This is a genomic window from Plantibacter cousiniae (nom. nud.) (assembly GCF_977070315.1).
The window spans coordinates 141,066-158,901 of the sequence record NZ_CDRVEU010000012.1 but is presented as its reverse complement, the minus strand read 5'-3'; the positions used below and the strand labels follow the sequence as shown (position 1 = coordinate 158,901).

Below are 17,836 nucleotides of genomic sequence, written 5' to 3'. Positions count from 1 at the left end.
GGCATGCTTTGGCAGGGCTGTGGTGTTGCGGACTCAACGTTGAACAGCCTGCGCCCTGACAGCGAGCTTGTAAAATTACCAGACCGGTATTACCTCAACCATAGCCAAGTCGGCCACCAGCAAGTCCGATAAATATTCCGCCGGCAAGTGGTAACCTTTTTGAAGCTCGGCCACGGGCAGACCTCACCAGAAATCATCGGGTCGCCCCATTCGTCTACCGGCACCTTGGGTTTTCCGGAAAAGCTCATACACTTGCCCTACAGGCCAAGGAGGACTGCTCAACATGACCGATGAACAAGGAAAGGTTGTTTCTATGAAAGAGCAGCTTAAAGCGCGCCAGACCGATGCCAGACGTAGGCAGCAGCTCTTTGATAGAAGGCTTGAGGACGCACACGCAATGGCGCTCATGTTTATGCGCAACCAAGGTGATCATCTGGCGACGATCAAGGCTGCGCTGAAAGTCGCTGACCGGTACGTCGTAACACTGAGGGAGTGCATCCATGTACTGGGAGGCAGTAGTTTGGAAGTCACCGCGACCTTCCCAGAAGGGAAGAAGGCGATAGATAAGCTCTCGCAGTGAACTGTTAAAAGTCTGAGCCTCACAGAGCCCTGCCCAGCGCGGGGTATACCATCCTAAGCAGCTAGCTCCACTGAACCGGCTTTTCGTGTGGCTGCTGCCCTGTGCCCGAGCCGTGAAAAGCAGCCTAAAATTCATGGTCCACCCGGCTAGTGGTACATGTACGTACAAGTAAAAATCAAAAGTATCTTTAAATAATACCCCATTAATCTGCGACGCTTTACCCTGTAGAGTCCTGAATTGTCGGCGGCTCAAATACGATCCCGACGATGAAAATTGATACGATTCCGTGAGGAAAATGCATGCTCGATAACAAGTGCGTCATCATCATCGACGAAACGTTGCCGCTTGGGGTCATCGCTAACACCGCGGCGGTTATCGCTGCCAGCTTTGGAAAACTTTACCCGCAGATGGTGGGCGAAAGCCTTATCGACTGGCAGGGACATGTACACGGTGGCATCACTACAATCGCATTGCCGATCCTAAAAGGCTCGGCAGAGCTACTCAAGAAATTGCGGGAACAGTTGCGCGAGTTCGAGCCAGAAATAATAGTCGTTGATCTCATTAGTGCGACTCGAACAACTCGCTCTTACGAGGAGTATGCCGAGGTCCTAGCGCATGGTCCAGATGACGCAATTCAGTACCAAGGACTTGGGATCATCGGTAACAAGAAGTTGGTAACAAAACTTACTGGCAACCTGGGCCTTCTACGCTGAGCCAAATGCTCTAGGTCATCAGCCTACTATCTGCAACGGAGATGCAATATGAATGAGAACCATAATGATGTAGCGGCCCATCCGCGTTACTTGATTCCGGAGAGCACCTATGCGCATGATCATCCGGAAGTGGTTTACTGGACCAAGCACTTCATGGCAGAAGCAGAAAAGCGCAATGTGTTTACCAATATCCAAGCGACATTGAATGTTCATCGCTCGCTTATGGCGGCAGAGACTATGGCTGCCGCTTGGTACGACTTCACTCGATATGTGCCGACTTTCATCACTAAAGCTGTGGCGCAGACTGACGACCCTGAGCGGCAGCACCATCTGATCCAGATCGCCTATGATGAACTAGGTGGTAATGATAAGAACTATATTCATTCGAAGTTGTTCTTGGAAGCCTTAGATAAGGCAGGTATAAGGCTCGCTTCAAGTTCATCTCCATCTTCTATCAAGGAGATTCTCAAGGTCTTAGACGAGACGCTGGTTGGCACAAAGAGCCAGTACGGCATTGTCGGTCTTCTGCTCAGCTTTGAGATCATCGCAGAAGAAAATATTGAGGCTTTGTTTCAGAGTCTTTGTTATGACGAAGCGAGCGAGTTAGCGTTGGCCGCGACGCCGTTTTTCAAGATACACCGTGCCGATGAGACTGAGCACATCCGTCATTCTATTGCGAACTTCCTTCGCTTTTGCAAGACCGAAAGAGCTCGCGAAGAGTTTCGTGTGTCTTTCGACCAAGGCATCGATTTCTGGCACCGTTTCTGGGACCAGTGCGCGCGCCTGGTAAATCTCGAAGCGAATTCGCGTTCCTGCGCCTGAGCTCGTCCCTACACCCGCTGCAATTAATCAATCAACCGGATACTTAATCCGGTTGATTGACAGTTCTCACGCCGGAGATTTCCAATATGAAGACTGTCGTATTCATCGAAACAAACTTCAGTGGACTCGATGCTATTCGCTATTGCAACGAGGCGGGCTACCGCTCTGTATTGGTGACGGATAGTGTCGAGCGCTTTCGGAAGTGGTTCCCTGCGTCTGTTCTATACAAGCTTGATTTGGCTGATGCGATAGTTTCAGTAGACGATTCCAACGACTTCGAACAAGTACGCGCTGCTATTGAGACGCAGATAGGCCAAATTGATGCTTTGTTGACCTTTGCGGAGATACGTACTGCAGTCACAGCCAAGTTATGCGCACATCTTGGTCTTCGCGGGGCCGATCCAGAAGCCATCGCTATAGCACAGGACAAGTACCGATTCCGTCAAGTCCTGCAAGAGCGAGGTGCGGATAGCGTCAAGGCAGTGCGTATCGAAACAGTCGAAGAGTTACGTTTGCTTGGCGAGTCCATGACCTTTCCCTGCTTCCTAAAGCCGGTACAAGGGCACTCCAGCATTGGCGCTATATCATGCGCCAGTAAGTCCGATATTGAGTCAGTAGTCGCTCGACTTAGCACGATTTCCGAAGACTGGATTTCAACGGCCTTCGTTGTCGAGGAGTTTCTTTCTGGTGACTTGGTGAGTGTAGAGATGCTTACTACGTCAGCGGGAGAGCATCAATTAGTCGGCGTATCTGACCGTGATGTCGTGCATGGCAGCGTTGAGATAGGCGCATCCTTCCCTCTACTTAACGAACACTTGCACGAGATTCAGTCTAAAGCGTGCTCGGCTCTGGACGCAATCGGTTATAACTTCGGGCCGAGCCACATCGAGATTATAGTCACCGCCGACGGCCCCCATTTGGTCGAAGTGAACACTCGTGTCGGCGGCAGCGGACATTCGATCATGCTCGACTTAGCGAGCGGCCGCTCTATCGTTGGCGACTGCATCGAACTCTGTTTAGGTAGTCTGGTACCTCTGCGCCCACTTTATGAGGCGCACCAGGGCGCGGCTTGGAAATGCCTAGTCAGTGAATTGGAGGGTGTAATAGCTAGCCTGCCTTCAGTAGAGTCGATAAAACAAAGTTTTCCGTCTGTACGCGAGGTTTGGCTGCACCATGAAGTGGGTGACAGCATAGACGGTACGCACTCCAACTACAGCTGGATCTTGCAGGTCATGTGCGTAGGCCGTGATCAGCAAGAGGCCAAGAGCAACGCAGCCCAAGTGATAGACTTTGCCTCTCAGCGTACCTCTATAAAACAGCAGGAAATGGCATGATTGGGCTCAATAGGGGGCGCCTCAATCTGCTATTAGGCAGCGCGGCGTTTACACTCTCTTCGGCGGGCTCGGTACTGTTGCACATCGTCCTAGCGCTGGCCGTCTATAAACAGACAGGTTCAGCGCTGTTGACCTCGCTGTTTGTGTCGCTGCAATGGTTACCTGCGTTCTTGGTGGTGCTCTTTCGGAGTGATTGGGAGCACGGGCTTGATCCACGTGCACGCTGGTATCTCCTCGATCTGCTCTCAGCCGTGCTGACACTCCCAATATTTTTCCTCGCTGATGGGCAAAACTATTGGGCCATTGTGTTTGTTCTGCTGATCCGTGGCGTGGTAGACCAAATTAACCGCATCAACAAAACTATCGCGACGCGAGTTCTTTTTCCCAAAGAAAAGGTAACTCACTATGCGTCCTTTTTACAGTCCAGCTATCATGTAGGCATCGGTCTAGCTGCCATGGCGGGAGTTTTTTTCGCTAGCTATGTCGACCTTAAAATAGTTGTGCTAATCGACGCGTTTACTTTTGTGCTTTCAGCTGGACTTATATGGCTAACTCGCTCAATATCCGGACTAGTCAAGGCGGATGCGGTTTCTAATGGCTCTTTGTTCGCTCGCTTTCGGGAGTATCGTCAAGCTCTATCCAATGATCCTCGTCTACTCCTTTGCGCTGCGTTGATGCCTTTGACGGCAACATTCTTCCAAGGGACCTACAGCGTACTGCAGCCGATCTTCCCTGTGTCTCGTTTTGGATTGGATGTGTCAGCAGTATCCATATCGTACGTGCTGGCAAGTATCGGTATCGTAATCGGCTCATGGTCATTCAGCCTATTTTGTAAAAAGTTTAGGCTCTTTGAACGCTCTTTTTATAACTCTAGGATGTTGGCGATAGGTTGCTCAGCGCTTGCTGCTGCGTTATACGTCGGCGTTGTTAGCGCACCTACTCCGTTGCTTAGCGCAGTATGCTTTTCGCTGATGATCGTGGTCTTCGAGTTTCTTTGGATGATGGGCTATGCCGGTACCGTAGCCTTCGCCCCCGCCGGCCGGCTGGGCTCTATCTTCGGCATCTCATTCGCTCTAGGTTGCTTGTTTGCTAGTCTCCTTTCGACGCTACTTGGCTTCGTATTGGATTTCTTCGGTAATAACTATTTTTACCTCATCGCTTTGCTGATGTTCGCTTACTTGTCGTGTGTCGCACTTTTATTGCGGCCTGAGCAGAATGTTGCAGCTGTTGCTGTCCAGGATTAATACAGAATGTTCTAACTGAACAACCAAGAAGGAACGGCAGAAATGGGTAACTGGATTACGTCTGAGTTGTGCGAGCTGAATGAAGAGAATATGAACCTTCTTCTCGATTTTAAGATCCCGGGAATCATTGTCAGAGGATTTCTACCCATTGAGTTGTGCAAGGAAGTCGCAAAGAGTCTTGTGGCGCTAAGTTTTGAAAACTATGACCACCTTAAAGAGATTCCCGTTAATCACATTGGGCTTTGCCATAACCAGTGGGCGAACGATCAAAAAGACGTCTATTTCGGAAAAAAACATCAGGCCCAGCAGGTGATCGACAACATCTATGAGAAACTGAGCATTGATCCGGTCAAGATGGTCACCGAGGCGCTCACTCAAAGAAGTGGCCGTCAGGCTGCTATATTCGAAGAGCCCGGTTTCGGTAGCTACTTTGCTGGTGCTTTCCGTAGCTTCCGCGGACACGGAAAACTTCACGTCGATCATGCGCCCACCCACATACTGAAGCCTTGGGCAGTCACTGAGATTAGCCGGCAGATGACCTGGAATCTCTATTATTCGCAGTTGGACAGCGGAGGCGAACTCGTCATTTACGACACCATTCATACGTCTCAGAACGAGCCGATGAAGGTGGCTGGGGACTACTACTTTCCTTACGAAGTTCTGGAGAGCAAGGACCGCATAAGTCTTATACCTAAAGTGGGCGACCTGATCATTTTCAACACGCAAAACTTCCACGAAATCTTAGGCAACAGCAGTGGCGGTCATCGTGTCTCACAGACCTCATTCATCGGCTTAAAGGCAGATGGTTCATTGGGATTGTGGTCGTGAAGGCTTCGTACGGTTCAGGTAATGGAGGCATGAAAGTGAGATTATTCAGGCATATGGCCTTCGGTATAGCAGGATTGCTTTCACTGCCAGCGCTAGCCGCGCAGACGCTGGTTTACTGTTCTGAGGGGAGTCCAGAGGCACTAAACCCGCAGCGCACTCTGTCCGGTACAGCGCGTAACGCGACTGCTACCACTATCTACGATCGTCTCGTCGATTTCGAACCTGGCACTACCAATGTCGTACCCTCGCTGGCGGAAAGCTGGACCATTTCCGAGGATCGCAAGGTCTATGAATTCAGTCTACGCCGCGGGGTTAAGTTTCAGAAGACGGATTATTTCACCCCGACGCGGGAGCTGACGGCAGACGACGTGATTTTCTCGATCAACCGCCAATTCGACTCCAACCATCCATACCACAGCGTTGGCGGCGGAAGTTATCAGTACTTTCAGGGCATGGGTATGGATAAGTTGATTGATCGGGTTGAAAAGCTTGACGAGCATCACGTACGAATTGTTCTTAACCAGCCGGAGGCGCCTTTCTTGGCAGACATGGCGATGCCTTTCATGTCCATTCTGTCTGCTGAATACGGTGAACAGTTAATGGTGCGCGGTACACCTGATGAGATAGACCAGTTGCCGATCGGCACAGGTCCTTATCTCTATCGTAGCTACCAGAAAGACAGTGTCCTACGTTTCGCCTCGCACCCTGGCTATTGGGGAGTGCCAGCTAAGATAGACAACCTCGTGTTTGCGATCACTCCCGACCCTAGTGTTCGTCTTCAGAAGATGAAGACTGGTGAGTGTCAAATCGCTGTTTCGCCGGCACCGGCCGACCTTGACGCAATACGCAAAGATAAACGCCTGGTTCTCGATGAGGCTGAGGGAATGAATGTCGGCTACTTGGCGATGAATGTACAAAAGGCCCCGTTTAACGACGTAAAAGTGAGGCGCGCCATTGCCCATGCGCTGAATAAACAGAACTACATCAATGCGGTTTATCAAGGGACAGGTGAAGTTGCTATTAACCCCTATCCGTCCAGCCTGTGGTCATATACCCGTAATGTCTCCACTTATAATTATGATCCTGCTATGGCGCGTAAGCTATTGACCGAAGCCGGCTATCCCGATGGATTTAAGACCACGTTATGGACCTTACCCGTTAGCCGTCCTTACAACCCTAATGGGCGCAAAATGGGAGAGATGATGCAAGCAGACCTAGCTCGTGTGGGTATACGGGTGGAGCTTGCTACCTTCGATTGGGGTACCTACCTGGACAAGGTCAAACGCGGTGAGCATCAGATGGTCCAGTTAGGTTGGTCCGGAGATAATGGCGATCCCGACAACTTCCTCTATACCCTGCTAAGTTGTGATTCAGTCACTCGGGGGTCAAATAACTCGCGCTACTGCTCGGCAGAGTTTGATCGCTTGATCAGCCAGGCACGTGTCGAGTCGGACCAAGCGTTGCGCGCTAGCCTCTACCAACAGGCGTTAGGACTATTGAGCCAGGACGTACCGGTAATTCCTATCGCACACTCGAAGGTGTACAGGGTGCTAAGCCCTAAGCTGGCAGGGTATAAGATGAATCCATTCGACATGGATTACTTCTCCCAGCTGTCGTTGCGTGATCAATGAGGTGGTGGATGGCTCGTGTGCAAGGGCTATTCGGGGTGTTGCCCACTTTACTCGGCATCAGTCTAATCGCTTTCTTCGTGATACGCCTTGCGCCCGGCGATCCGGTTCTACTGATGATTGGCGAACGCGGTGCAGACCAAGCTCAGTACGCACAGATGGTCGAGCGCCTCGGACTCGATGAGGCGCTACCGCTGCAGTATTTGCACTTCATGGGGAACGCGTTGCTTGGCGACTTGGGTACATCCGTGGTCAGCGGTCGCACGGTGCTTTCTGAAATCTTATCGAGGTGGCCAGCGACTATGGAACTAGGTTTCGCTGCGATAGCGATTGCTCTAATAGTCGGTGTGCCAGCGGGAGTGCTCGCTGCGGTCAAGCGCGATACCTGGTTCGATCGATTGGTAACGGTGATTTCTCTGATCGGCTATTCGATGCCGATTTTCTGGCTGGGATTGGTGCTCATCCTGATGGTTTCAGTCTTGTTAGGCTGGACCCCTGTATCCGGCCGTCTTGGAATCGAGTATGAGGTTCCTGTTAGGACCGGCTTCCTGTTAATCGACACTGTATTTCCCGATGTTTTTCGGACCTATGGTCTGGCTGCGTTCTTCAGCGCGTTGCATCACCTCATTTTGCCGTCTTTAACCATGGCGGCAGTACCATTGGCCGTGTTCGCTAGGATTACTCGCAGCAGCATGCTTTACGTTCTCGGCGAAGACTATATCCGAACCGCTCGCGCCAAGGGCTTGGCCGAGCGACAGGTTATCTGGAAGCATGCGTTAAAGAATGCTTTGTTGCCGATCATCACAGTAGGTGGTCTGTTTTTCATCAGCGCTGCTATAGCCGGTGCCATTCTTACCGAGTCTATCTTCGGGTGGCCAGGTATAGGCAGCTACGTTGTCAGTAGTGTTAACGCCCGTGATTATCCAGTAATCCAAGGCTGCATCCTATTAATAGGGGTGCTAGTGATCGTGACAAACAGGGCAGTTGACCGGCTCTATCGCATGGCCAATCCGAAAATGAGGAGCTGAGATGCGCAACGTCTTGCCATTGTTTCCCTTTTCTCTAAGTAGTTCTGGATCCCTTGGTCTGCTTACGATCTTAATAATTATTGCGTTCTGCCTCTTCGGTCCGGTTCTGTTTGGGCTAGAACCCTATGAGATGAGCGACGACCTACTTTCAGTTCCGAACTGGCTAGGTGGCAATAGCGGCGTCCTGGGTACCGACGACTTGGGACGCGACCAGCTTGCACGGCTGGTATATGGTGCGCGCAGCTCGCTGGCTATAGGTGTAGTAGTGGTGCTTATTTCCTGCACTGTCGGTTCGCTGCTCGGCCTCTACGCCGCCTGCTTTGGCGGTACGGTTGATCGAGCTATCACGCGCCTTGTCGACGTGATTATGTCGTTGCCTAGCATCTTGCTGGCAATCGTAATCGTTGCGGTACTTGGACCTGGGCTTGTAAATGCGATGTTCGCCGTGGCTCTTGTCTCCATGCCTCGTTTCGTAAGAATCGTTCGTGCAGTAGCGCTGGCGGAAATGCAGAAGCAGTACATCTCGGCCGCACGAACTTGTGGTGCATCGACACAACAAATTATCTGGAGTGAGGTGCTGCCAAACTGTTGGGGAGCAATAATCGTCCAGGCGTCGCTGGGGTTCAGCGACGCGATCTTGGAGATTGCCGCCCTCGGTTTTCTGGGTCTTGGTGCACAGCCGCCCACCGCAGAATGGGGCGCAATGTTGGCCGACTCGCGCGCCTTCATTGCTTCTGAACCACAACTAATGTTATTCCCTGGGCTGTGTATCTTCCTGACTGTGATCAGTTTCAACCTGCTTGGCGATGCATTGCAGGATCTCCTTGATCCTCGGTTGGGGGGCAGACGATGATCCTTTCGGTGGAGAAACTTTGCATTCGCCTGCCACTGGCAGGTCAGATGCGCTACGTGGTTCGCGATCTCAGTTTCACAGTCGCCGCAGGCGAAACCTTGGGAATTGTAGGTGAATCCGGATGCGGCAAAAGCCTGACCAATCTCGCACTAATGGGACTATTGCCGACAGGGGCTGAAGTGTCGGCCGAGCGCCTCGATTTGTGCGGTCGAAATCTACTCGCATTGTCAGGAGCTAGCGACTGGAGGAAAGTACGCGGAAGTTGCGCAGCGATGATCTTCCAGAATCCGATGAGTTCTTTGAACCCGGTAATGACCATAGGCGCGCAATTGGCGGAGGCCTTGTGGCTGGCCGATCCGGACGCTTCTCGGGCTACAGTTCGCGAGACGCTGCTGGCGCTTCTTGACCAAGTCGGCATTCCACGTCCAGCGGCGCGCGCTGCGGCCTATCCGCACGAGCTTTCTGGCGGGATGGCGCAGCGAGTGATGATCGCAATGGCCCTAGCGCTAAAGCCAGCACTCCTAATTGCCGATGAACCGACTACCGCACTTGACTCCACTACCCAGTGGCAGATCATGGATCTGCTCTTGCGTCTTCGGGATGAAAAAGGTATGGCCATGATGCTTATATCCCACGATATTGGTTTGGTCAGTGCCTACGCCGATTACGTCCAGGTCATGTACGCCGGTGAACTCGTCGAACATGGTCCTGCTAACGAGTTGCTTGAGCAACCTAGGCATCCCTACACTCGGGGCCTGATTTCGTCTCAGCCTGGCTACGCGGGCAGAGCGCGCAAAACTCTCCTCCCTGCGATCGGTGGGCAAGTTCCTTCGCTTAATAGCGAAACAATTGGTTGTCGTTTTGCCAGTCGCTGTCCATCGGTTAGAGAGCAATGCGGCGTGGAACAAACGCTTCGTCGTCCGCCCGGTACTACGAACGTTATGGTCCGTTGCATTCAATGAGGAGAAGCAAAGTGCCTAGTCAAAATGTCCTGTCGTTCGAGGGGGTGACCAAAACTTTCGAAACCGCTTCTGCTACAGATGCAGTAAAAGCCGTGAGCGAAGTTTCTTTGCAAGTAAGGCGTGGTGAGACGCTGGCGATTGTCGGCGAGTCCGGCAGCGGAAAGTCCACCCTAGTGCGTCTGCTGATGAAACTCGAATCGCCCAGCTCTGGGCGGATTTTTTTAGATCAAGGCGGCGTAGTCTGTGACATCGCTAAAATCGCTACGAGTGATTTCTATCGTAGGGTCCAGATGGTATTTCAGGACCCCTACGGTTCGCTGAACGGGCGTAGGCGCGTATGGGAGATAGTTAGCGCTGGAGTGGCTTACTTGGGGCTGAAACGCACGCGCGCTGATCTTCGCGAAGCTGCAGAAGAGGCTTTGGCGTCGGTAGGGCTGCCTGCAGCATATCTGGACACCTATCCAGACCATTTGAGCGGTGGTCAACGGCAGCGGGTCTCCATAGCCAGGGCGCTAGCGGCGAGGCCCGAGATTTTAGTGCTGGACGAGCCGCTTTCCGCGTTGGACGTCTCGGTACAGGCACAGATCGTCAACCTGCTATTGGAATTGCAGGAACGTATGAAGTTGACTTATTTGTTCATTTCACACGACCTCGCTGTCGTCCGACACATCGCTGACACAGTCGCTGTTATGCGTTCTGGGCAGTTGATTGAGGTCGGACCAGTCGAAGATGTTATCGATCGCCCCGCACACTCTTACACCCAAGCTTTGGTAGGGGCCTCATTCGCTGTCCGATCAGTACGGTCTGAGCCTAGAGAGCAGGGGTTTTTTCTGGATGTAGGAGCTTCGTCTATGCAGATTAGAGGTATCGCATGAGTAAGACTTTGGCGCCTGCACTTGGGTATTTGACGTTACAAGTACGCTTCAACGGAGTGTGCCACTCCGGAGTCTGCGACCCCCAAAGAACTCTGCTGGAGAATATCGAGGCTATGGGGCTTCAGATCCGGAGCGCTTGCCGGCGCGGACGCTGTGGATCTTGCAAGGTACGGCTCGAGGTCGGGGGATTGCATCCGGAGCGGCATATTCTTGAAGACGGGTACGTCTTGTCCTGTTGCTCTCTTCTCACCAGCGACGCTTCAGTCGTGGTTGACTACACCTGTAAGGACTCTCAATGATCAATTTTCAAAGTATTCTCGGACGTCGCTCTCAGCCTCTGATCGGCGGCGAGATAGACCGCGAAGAGTTGCAAAGTATTCTGTCTTGCGCTTTAACCGCGCCAGATCACAAGCGGCTCAGACCTTGGCGCTATATCGTATGCCATCCTGAGCACAAGGAGGTCTTGACGTGGTTGATCGTATCCAGCTTGCCTGAAACCTCTGCGGACCTGCGAGAGAACCAGGTAGAGCAGGTTCGGCGCAAGCTTAGCTTTGCTCCGCATATTGTAATCTGCTTGCTAGAAATTAATCGCTCTTGCACAGTGCCTGAGGTAGAGCAAGTGCTATCCGCAGGCGCGGCGATTCAGAACATGATCATCGCGGCCGAGGGACAAGGCCACAAATGCTATTGGAAGACAGGAGAGTGGGCATATAACATGAGATTACACGAGAAACTTTCTCTGAATCCCGATACCATCATTACTGCATTCCTAGGCTTCGGCAAGAATGCCGAGACTGCCCATAAGCCTAGGTCGGTCGAGCGTGCGGCATACGCCGACCATTTCATCTCGGTTGAAGAGCTTGTCACCCCGGCTTATTTAGCCGAGGCTGTTGAGCTTGGGGTTCCTAGATTCTGATCACGCTGCGGAGAACATGAAATGGAGTTTGCATTAATTTTGACGATGAGCATGTTTTCGCTAAGTATGTCCATCTCCCCTGGCCCGGTGAATATGGTCATAATCGCCTCCGGGGCGAACCACGGCTTCTGGAGGACTTTTCCGTTCGTCTCTGGGGCGACCATTGGGTTCACGCTGCTGCTGATCTTCGTAGGGTTTTGGTTCCTCAGAGTAATTGAGAGCTACCCCGTGTTTTTTGAGTACCTAGGCGTTGCCGGATCAGTCTTCATTATTTACGTAGGCTACAAGATCGCCTCGTCGCGTCCTGAGTTGGTGGTGGAGAAGGGTGATGTCCCTAGCTTCATGCAGGGCTTCTTGCTCCAGTGGCTCAACCCTAAAGCATGGATCGCCTGCGCTTCCGGCGCAGCGCTTTTCTCAAGCCCGCACACGCACACCACGCTGATAACCTTTATGTCGATTTATTTTGTAGTTTGCTACATATCGCTAGCTGCTTGGGCGGTGCTGGGAGATCGAGTTTCAGTTCTGCTGAACGGCACCATGCGCATTCGTATATTCAACCTGTTGATGGGCGGTATGTTAATCGCTACCGCCTTTTACATGCTCTATCTGCAGTTCTTCGCCTCTACTCCAGCGAACGGGAGCTGAACGAGTCGTATATATTATTAATGAGCGTATATGCGATGCTGCTAGTTGTGATGTTTGGCGGCCATACAGCATATACTTTCAGGGGGTCCAGTATCCACTCTGGAAGTACCGCAACAATCTCATTTCGTTGAATGCCTCGGTTACTTAGGAAATTCGGCGGAGCGGCGAGTCCTACCTTGAGTTGGGCAAACCTATAAGAGGCTTCCACGCTGTCCACGCGAAGGTGAGGCGTATACTTTATTTGTGCTACCTCACCGCTCCCCATGTGTCGGAATAACCTTGTGTTTGGTCGCATAGTAAGGCCAATCCACTTCATAGCTTCCAGATCGCGAGGGTGTTTAACTGGCTCGCTTTCGGCTAAAAGACTTTTGGCTGCAATTACTTGGCGAGGCAATGTAAATAGGTGGCGCGCTTTCAGTGAGCTATCAGGTAGCTCGCCGATGCGGAAAGCAACGTCGATGCTCTCAGCTATTATGTCGTGGCGACTATCGTTGCAGGAAATGCTAAGACAGACATCAGGGTGCTTTTCAATGAAATTTACTATGTGTTTAGTAAACTCACTGTTTATGAAAACGGCGGGAATAGAAATGCGTAAATTGTTTTTGGTCGAAATGGAGCGTTGTTTGAAGTCGATTACTCCTTTTTCGTACAGCTCTAGCATAGATTTCGCAGTCTCTAAAAGCTTATTTCCGTCGTCAGTAAGCGAAAGCTTACGAGTATTACGGTAAAGCAGTGCGCTGCCTAAGTTTTTTTCTAATTTGGATAGATGTAGGCTTGCCGTCGCTGTCGCAAGTCCCAGTGCTTCAGCCCCGCCGGATATTGATCCGACCTCTACGATTTTCGCGAATACTATTAAATAGCGTATATCTTCAATCATCGGTCTTCAACTCAGCAACTAGGCATCTACGTTAAGACTTTGAGTCCTTTCTAGCGATAACGTAACATTCTTGATGAGCTCAGGAAACGGTTTCGTCAAAAAAAAGTCGTTTTTTGATACGAATTGGTCGTATACCTCTAAAAAAGTCTTTTAACATCAATAGCTTAAAATTGCTTATGAATGTGAAGAATTTTGGCATGATCGCACGCCACTTCTAATCACCGATTTAGGAAAGTAAAGCGCAGGATTGATGACTGTAAATTTTCGTTGTGACATCAAATACCCAGCGGTAATGTTTCGCTGAAACCGCGCAGGAATTTAGGTCGTGTAAATGAGTGCGTGGGATCATTAGGCCCACTACATAGGGCAGCTCGCATCGCGCTTGCAAAGCTTGTTCAAAGGCTGGATTAATTCATCTATCCCTCGTGCTGGCCAGCCAGTCCATTGCGGAGAGCAGCACGTCACCGTCAGGTGCTCCCTGCAGCTTGATCGAGCGACCAGATTGCTTGTCCTTAATGACCAGCGTCGGGGTGGCTGTGATGCCGTCCTGGCTCGCCTTGTGAGCCTGGCTAATGACGGCCTTTTGCACAGACGGGTTACTCGCAGCGCAGTTATCAATGAAGTGCTGTCGATCTTCAAGCCCAGGGATCTGCGGATTGCCCGCGGTTCCGGCACCGTTTGACCGAGTACGCTGATAAATGAGCTCGACTGCGAGCCAGAAGGCGTCATTGCCTCTCTCAATCCCCGCGCACTCAGCCCAACGAGCCTCATAGCTCGCTGCAGGCTCATGCATCGGCAGGGGCAGATGGTGCCACTGAAGATTCACGTCTGAATGCTGATCAACCCATGCTTTGAGCTGTGGGAAGTAATCCTTGCAATAAGGACATTCCATATCTGCATATTCGACGATGGTGAAACGGGCGCCACGGCTCCCGTATACCCATCCGCCACTTTGTCTCTTCTGATCGGCTGCCGGCGCCACGAGGTCACCTGTGACGCCAGGCTTATTCTGCATCACCTCGGTCAGCAGAAAAGGTGAGATAGCCAAGGCGACCGCACCGATGCAGTAGAGGATTTGCCGGCGCGTCGGTCGCTTCATGCGGAGGCCTCTTTGTCGAGAAGCTGTTTTGCCAGCAGCTCCTGATCCAGCAGCGTCAGAAGAGCTTTCTGGGCGCTTTCAGGCTGAGGGTGATGCTGAAGCCACTGATCCAGTGCTTTGTGCAGTTGGGACTGAATCTCTCGGCGATCTACCGCTACATGTTTGACGACTTGTAGGTGCTCGATCAGTACCGGCGCGCAGATCTTCAATGCGAGCAGGGAGTCTTCCTGCGGGCACTGAAGTATTTTGGTCAGACTGTCGATCAGATTTTGAGTCAGGGCATCCATGGCTCTCATGCCAGGTTCTCCAATGCACGGGGTGTTGGGAATGTAATGTTCAGGGGCTCAATACCTCGTTTCCGGTCGAGATCTGCAGCTACTTCCAGGGCAGCTCCCAACTCGTCGACACCCATGGACTGCATCAGGTCGTAACGCTGTTTTTTCTCTTCAGGCTCGGTCATGGCCAATGCCAGGTACAGGCTCGGCGGAACAGCGCGAAACAGGACTTCCATCGATTTCGAAAGAACCACGCCTTCGGTGTATTTACCGCTCTCTTTGCGTGCTGACAGCATCAAGCCCTTCTGTGCAGGTGTGAGCTCACGGAAACGGGACATCTTTTCCACTTCGTCAGGCGGCATGTTCAAGCAGATCCACCACTCGATCATGTTGAGCATTGGTGCAGTTGAGGGAGGAAAGTCATCCATGTTCTGTGTTGCCAGCCAGAACCAAGCCCCGAGCTTTCGCCACATTTTGGTGATCTTCATAATGTAAGGGGCGAGGAGGGGGTTTTTGGTAATGATGTGGCCTTCGTCTGTCACGTTGACCAGAGGACGGCCCTTGTACTGATCACGCTCCGCTATGTTGTTCACGGTGTTGATCAGCGAGATGTAAGCGATCGACAACTGGGCGTTGTAGCCCTCACGTGCGTAGGTGGCCAAGTCGACGATGGTCAGATCCGCCTCAGGCCAAGGCGTAACGGCCACACCGTTGCCTTTGATGCAGCCGTCACCTCGGGTTTTGGCTCCGAGTACAGCGGCGATGTCTTTACCTTGGCTGGGCTTCTCGCACAGATACAAACGCATAAGGACTCCGATGAGGTCGTTTTACTCAAAGGAGAAACATTGCCTGTTCGAGAAGTGATACGCCTCAGAAAACCCTACATTGGTCCAACGGGGTTAACTCAATCACTTCTCGGATCAGTCAGAACCTACTATCTAGCCTACGATGGTGATGTGAACCTGGTGCTGGTTAACTCTATAAAAATTCGAGACCGCTAATTTGGCTTCACTTAGCGACATAGAGCTTCTCAATACACCATCATAATCAGGCCGATTTGGAGCTCTGTCGCCCCCCTGTAATAGGTCTTCCAGTTTTTTGAAAAATGCAGATGAGAGATCAGTGCCGGGTACATAACTCTCCATCAACCTGCTGATGTCTTCTTCGCGTATATGAGCATGAAGGCCCAGCGTCAACGTCCATGTGCTTGTTCCTGCCGAGTCCTTCTCAATAGTGCGCTCCCATCCGATGACACTATAAAGCTCTGCGCCTTTATTTTTGACCTTGATAATTACATATTCAATTCGCTTCGCGTCGTCTCCTTGAGTACCGCTACGTAGTTCCACGGTCCACTCTGGAGCAAATCCATCGTCATACTCGACTGCTTCAGCACGTTCAACAACATGAACTCTCTTACCCAACATTATGAAATTCCTTTTTGAGGTGGCTCGAAGATCATATCAGTAAGGAGGCTGGAGGCAATCGTATCCCGGGTCCGGTCAAATTCTGAGCCTGATCAGTTCACTGACAAACTTTCACAGTTGAAAACGTCTGATCCGTCCAGTAGATGTTTTAGCGTGATAAAATACATTATCACGCTAATTTAGGAGGACTGACCGTATGTCTATCATTGAGCCAGTTCGGCGTTACTTTCATAGACGGGAGGCTAAAATCATGATCCAAGTTGCGCATAAGGTCAGTTTGTTGGTTCAGGAGCAACCAGCGCCACGAGGCACCTTCGTTTTCCCTGGTATGGATTACGTGGCCAGGCTAGAAGTCGAGGGCAAGCGCGTGGGCCGAATTGCTTACTGCATCAACCCGCTGCGCGACCGTCTCTATATCGACGAGATCAAAGTCGACGCAGATTATCGACGACGCGGGTTCGCCTTAAGCGCGCTCTGGCAACTCTGGCAACAGCACCACCTGCCGATAGTGCCCCTGTATCAATTAGGCACATCAGGTGGATTCTGGCACAAGGCTCGTACACGTTTTGCGGCAGCGGGCGCCGTAATCGGAGATGAGATTCGTAGCATGGAAATGAGTGCCGAAATGGACCGCTGGCAGCACCTAGTGCCCGAGCCGAAACATAAGCGCTTGCAGCGTGAGCTCATGGCCTCGGATGAATGGCCTGCTATCAAAGCCAAATGGGACGCGGAGTACGGTCCATGCCGGGAAGATTGATCTCAATTGAGGAGGGCGGACGCCGGCTTACGGCGGTGCAGTTCCAGCAACTGGCGGCTGTACCCTCAGCCGTGGAGTGGTTTGCCAATATCGATAACCCACGTACCCGCCGGGCATATCAAATCGACCTACAAGACTTCTGCAGTTTCGTCGGCTTGGCCGGGGCCGAGGAGTTTCGCGCCGTGACGCGCGCGCATGTCCTCGCATGGCGGGCTCAATTGGAACAGCGTGGTCTAGCCGGGGCGACGATCCGGCGTAAACTTGCCGCGCTTGCCAGCCTGTTTGATCATCTGCTCGAGAACAATGCAGTGGCGGGGGGCAACCCGGTCCACGGCGTCAAGCGGCCGCGGATCGATAGCAATGAAGGGAAAACGCCGGCGCTCGCGGATCACCAGGCCAAAGCGCTCCTCGACGCGCCGCCGGCGGACAGCCTCAAGGGACTTCGCGATCGTGCCGTGCTGGCCGTTCTTCTTTACCACGGCTTGCGTCGGGAGGAGACTGCGCTGCTCCTAACCAGCGACCTGCAGGAGCGCCGAGGCATTAAGCACCTGCGGGTGCATGGCAAAGGCGGCAAGTTGCGCTGGCTACCGCTGCACCCCGTGGCCGCTGAACGGATCTATGCGTACATGGAACTGGATACTGCGCGGGGAGCCGGGCATGGGGCGCTGTTTCGGTCAGTGCGAGGCCGGTCCACTGGTACCGGGCTCAGCGCCGATGGCATCTACAAGATCGTCTGTCACTGGGCGATCTCTGCCGGTATCAAGGTCGAAGGTCTTGGCGTCCACGGCCTACGGGCCACAGCGGCGACCAATGCACTCGAGCATGACGCTGACATTGCCAAGGTCCAGGCTTGGCTGGGGCACGCAAACATCAGTACCACGCGCCTCTACGACCGTCGCGGTCAGAGGCCAGAAGACTCGCCAACATTCAAGGTGAGTTACTGAAGAGAAATTAAAAAAAAGCCTGCGTTGGCTAC

The 17,836-nt window shown here is 52.3% G+C and carries 21 protein-coding genes; 16 read left to right on the top strand and 5 right to left on the bottom strand.

The window, feature by feature from the left end; all coding sequences use genetic code 11:
- Positions 1 to 283 precede the first annotated feature (283 nt).
- The 14 genes from ACW55A_RS21760 (at position 284) to ACW55A_RS21695 (ending at position 12,428) form a co-directional block, all read left to right on the top strand.
- Complete coding sequence (locus ACW55A_RS21760) at positions 284 to 580, top strand: hypothetical protein (protein WP_054078788.1); 297 nt, start codon at positions 284 to 286, stop codon at positions 578 to 580.
- Between the two features lie 299 nt (positions 581 to 879).
- Entirely contained in the window at positions 880 to 1,293 is a 414-nt protein-coding gene (locus ACW55A_RS21755; RefSeq protein ID WP_054078789.1) for a DUF2000 domain-containing protein, read from the top strand.
- Between the two features lie 48 nt (positions 1,294 to 1,341).
- Positions 1,342 to 2,115 (top strand): iron-containing redox enzyme family protein, encoded by a 774-nt coding sequence (locus tag ACW55A_RS21750; protein ID WP_054078790.1) that lies wholly within the window; start codon positions 1,342 to 1,344, stop codon positions 2,113 to 2,115.
- An 86-nt stretch (positions 2,116 to 2,201) separates the two neighbouring features.
- The gene (locus tag ACW55A_RS21745) at positions 2,202 to 3,449 is read left to right on the top strand and encodes an ATP-grasp domain-containing protein (protein ID WP_153221034.1); all 1,248 of its coding nucleotides are present in this window, start codon (positions 2,202 to 2,204) and stop codon (positions 3,447 to 3,449) included.
- Complete coding sequence (locus tag ACW55A_RS21740) at positions 3,446 to 4,693, top strand: MFS transporter (RefSeq protein ID WP_153221035.1); 1,248 nt, start codon at positions 3,446 to 3,448, stop codon at positions 4,691 to 4,693. The genes ACW55A_RS21745 and ACW55A_RS21740 overlap by 4 nt, the downstream gene beginning before the upstream one ends.
- A 42-nt stretch (positions 4,694 to 4,735) precedes the next feature.
- Entirely contained in the window at positions 4,736 to 5,521 is a 786-nt protein-coding gene (locus tag ACW55A_RS21735) for a 2OG-Fe(II)-dependent halogenase WelO5 family protein (RefSeq protein ID WP_153221036.1), read from the top strand.
- A 29-nt stretch (positions 5,522 to 5,550) separates the two neighbouring features.
- Positions 5,551 to 7,152, top strand: a complete 1,602-nt coding sequence (locus tag ACW55A_RS21730) for an ABC transporter substrate-binding protein (protein WP_153221037.1) — start codon at positions 5,551 to 5,553, stop codon at positions 7,150 to 7,152.
- 8 nt (positions 7,153 to 7,160) lie between these two features.
- On the top strand, positions 7,161 to 8,177 hold the full coding sequence (locus ACW55A_RS21725; protein WP_498811608.1) for an ABC transporter permease: 1,017 nt from the start codon (positions 7,161 to 7,163) through the stop codon (positions 8,175 to 8,177).
- A gap of 1 nt (position 8,178) precedes the next feature.
- Positions 8,179 to 9,030 carry an ABC transporter permease gene (locus ACW55A_RS21720; RefSeq protein ID WP_455809728.1) on the top strand — a complete coding sequence of 284 codons (852 nt, stop codon included), beginning with the start codon at positions 8,179 to 8,181 and terminating at the stop codon, positions 9,028 to 9,030.
- Positions 9,027 to 9,992, top strand: coding sequence for an ABC transporter ATP-binding protein (locus tag ACW55A_RS21715; protein ID WP_498811607.1), 966 nt, complete (start codon positions 9,027 to 9,029; stop codon positions 9,990 to 9,992). The genes ACW55A_RS21720 and ACW55A_RS21715 overlap by 4 nt, the downstream gene beginning before the upstream one ends.
- A gap of 11 nt (positions 9,993 to 10,003) precedes the next feature.
- Positions 10,004 to 10,867, top strand: a complete 864-nt coding sequence (locus ACW55A_RS21710; RefSeq protein ID WP_498811606.1) for an ATP-binding cassette domain-containing protein — start codon at positions 10,004 to 10,006, stop codon at positions 10,865 to 10,867.
- On the top strand, positions 10,864 to 11,166 hold the full coding sequence (locus ACW55A_RS21705) for a 2Fe-2S iron-sulfur cluster-binding protein (RefSeq protein WP_081004065.1): 303 nt from the start codon (positions 10,864 to 10,866) through the stop codon (positions 11,164 to 11,166). The genes ACW55A_RS21710 and ACW55A_RS21705 overlap by 4 nt, the downstream gene beginning before the upstream one ends.
- Positions 11,163 to 11,783: a nitroreductase family protein gene (locus tag ACW55A_RS21700; protein WP_054078799.1), complete on the top strand. Its 621-nt coding sequence runs from the start codon at positions 11,163 to 11,165 to the stop codon at positions 11,781 to 11,783. The genes ACW55A_RS21705 and ACW55A_RS21700 overlap by 4 nt, the downstream gene beginning before the upstream one ends.
- A 21-nt stretch (positions 11,784 to 11,804) precedes the next feature.
- Entirely contained in the window at positions 11,805 to 12,428 is a 624-nt protein-coding gene (locus ACW55A_RS21695; protein WP_054078800.1) for a LysE family translocator, read from the top strand.
- On the opposite strand, the gene ACW55A_RS21690 is transcribed toward ACW55A_RS21695, so the two are convergent.
- The 5 genes from ACW55A_RS21690 to ACW55A_RS21670 form a co-directional block, all read right to left on the bottom strand.
- The gene (locus ACW55A_RS21690) at positions 12,406 to 13,305 is read right to left on the bottom strand and encodes a LysR family transcriptional regulator (protein ID WP_498811605.1); all 900 of its coding nucleotides are present in this window, start codon (positions 13,303 to 13,305) and stop codon (positions 12,406 to 12,408) included. The two genes, ACW55A_RS21695 and ACW55A_RS21690, sit on opposite strands and share 23 nt — an antisense overlap.
- Before the next feature lie 412 nt (positions 13,306 to 13,717).
- Entirely contained in the window at positions 13,718 to 14,404 is a 687-nt protein-coding gene (locus ACW55A_RS21685) for a DsbA family protein (RefSeq protein WP_122302802.1), read from the bottom strand.
- Positions 14,401 to 14,691 carry a hypothetical protein gene (locus tag ACW55A_RS21680; RefSeq protein WP_162235171.1) on the bottom strand — a complete coding sequence of 97 codons (291 nt, stop codon included), beginning with the start codon at positions 14,689 to 14,691 and terminating at the stop codon, positions 14,401 to 14,403. Before ACW55A_RS21680 ends, ACW55A_RS21685 begins: the two co-directional genes overlap by 4 nt.
- Before the next feature lie 5 nt (positions 14,692 to 14,696).
- Entirely contained in the window at positions 14,697 to 15,485 is a 789-nt protein-coding gene (locus ACW55A_RS21675) for a hypothetical protein (RefSeq protein WP_499140637.1), read from the bottom strand.
- 132 nt (positions 15,486 to 15,617) lie between these two features.
- The gene (locus ACW55A_RS21670; RefSeq protein WP_498811604.1) at positions 15,618 to 16,103 is read right to left on the bottom strand and encodes a hypothetical protein; all 486 of its coding nucleotides are present in this window, start codon (positions 16,101 to 16,103) and stop codon (positions 15,618 to 15,620) included.
- A gap of 196 nt (positions 16,104 to 16,299) precedes the next feature.
- On the opposite strand from ACW55A_RS21670, the gene ACW55A_RS21665 reads away from it, so the two are divergent.
- Together ACW55A_RS21665 and ACW55A_RS21660 are read left to right on the top strand one after the other, a co-directional pair.
- Positions 16,300 to 16,860: an N-acetyltransferase gene (locus ACW55A_RS21665; protein ID WP_232924920.1), complete on the top strand. Its 561-nt coding sequence runs from the start codon at positions 16,300 to 16,302 to the stop codon at positions 16,858 to 16,860.
- On the top strand, positions 16,845 to 17,804 hold the full coding sequence (locus ACW55A_RS21660; RefSeq protein ID WP_498811603.1) for a tyrosine-type recombinase/integrase: 960 nt from the start codon (positions 16,845 to 16,847) through the stop codon (positions 17,802 to 17,804). The genes ACW55A_RS21665 and ACW55A_RS21660 overlap by 16 nt, the downstream gene beginning before the upstream one ends.
- The last annotated feature ends 32 nt before the right edge of the window (positions 17,805 to 17,836 follow it).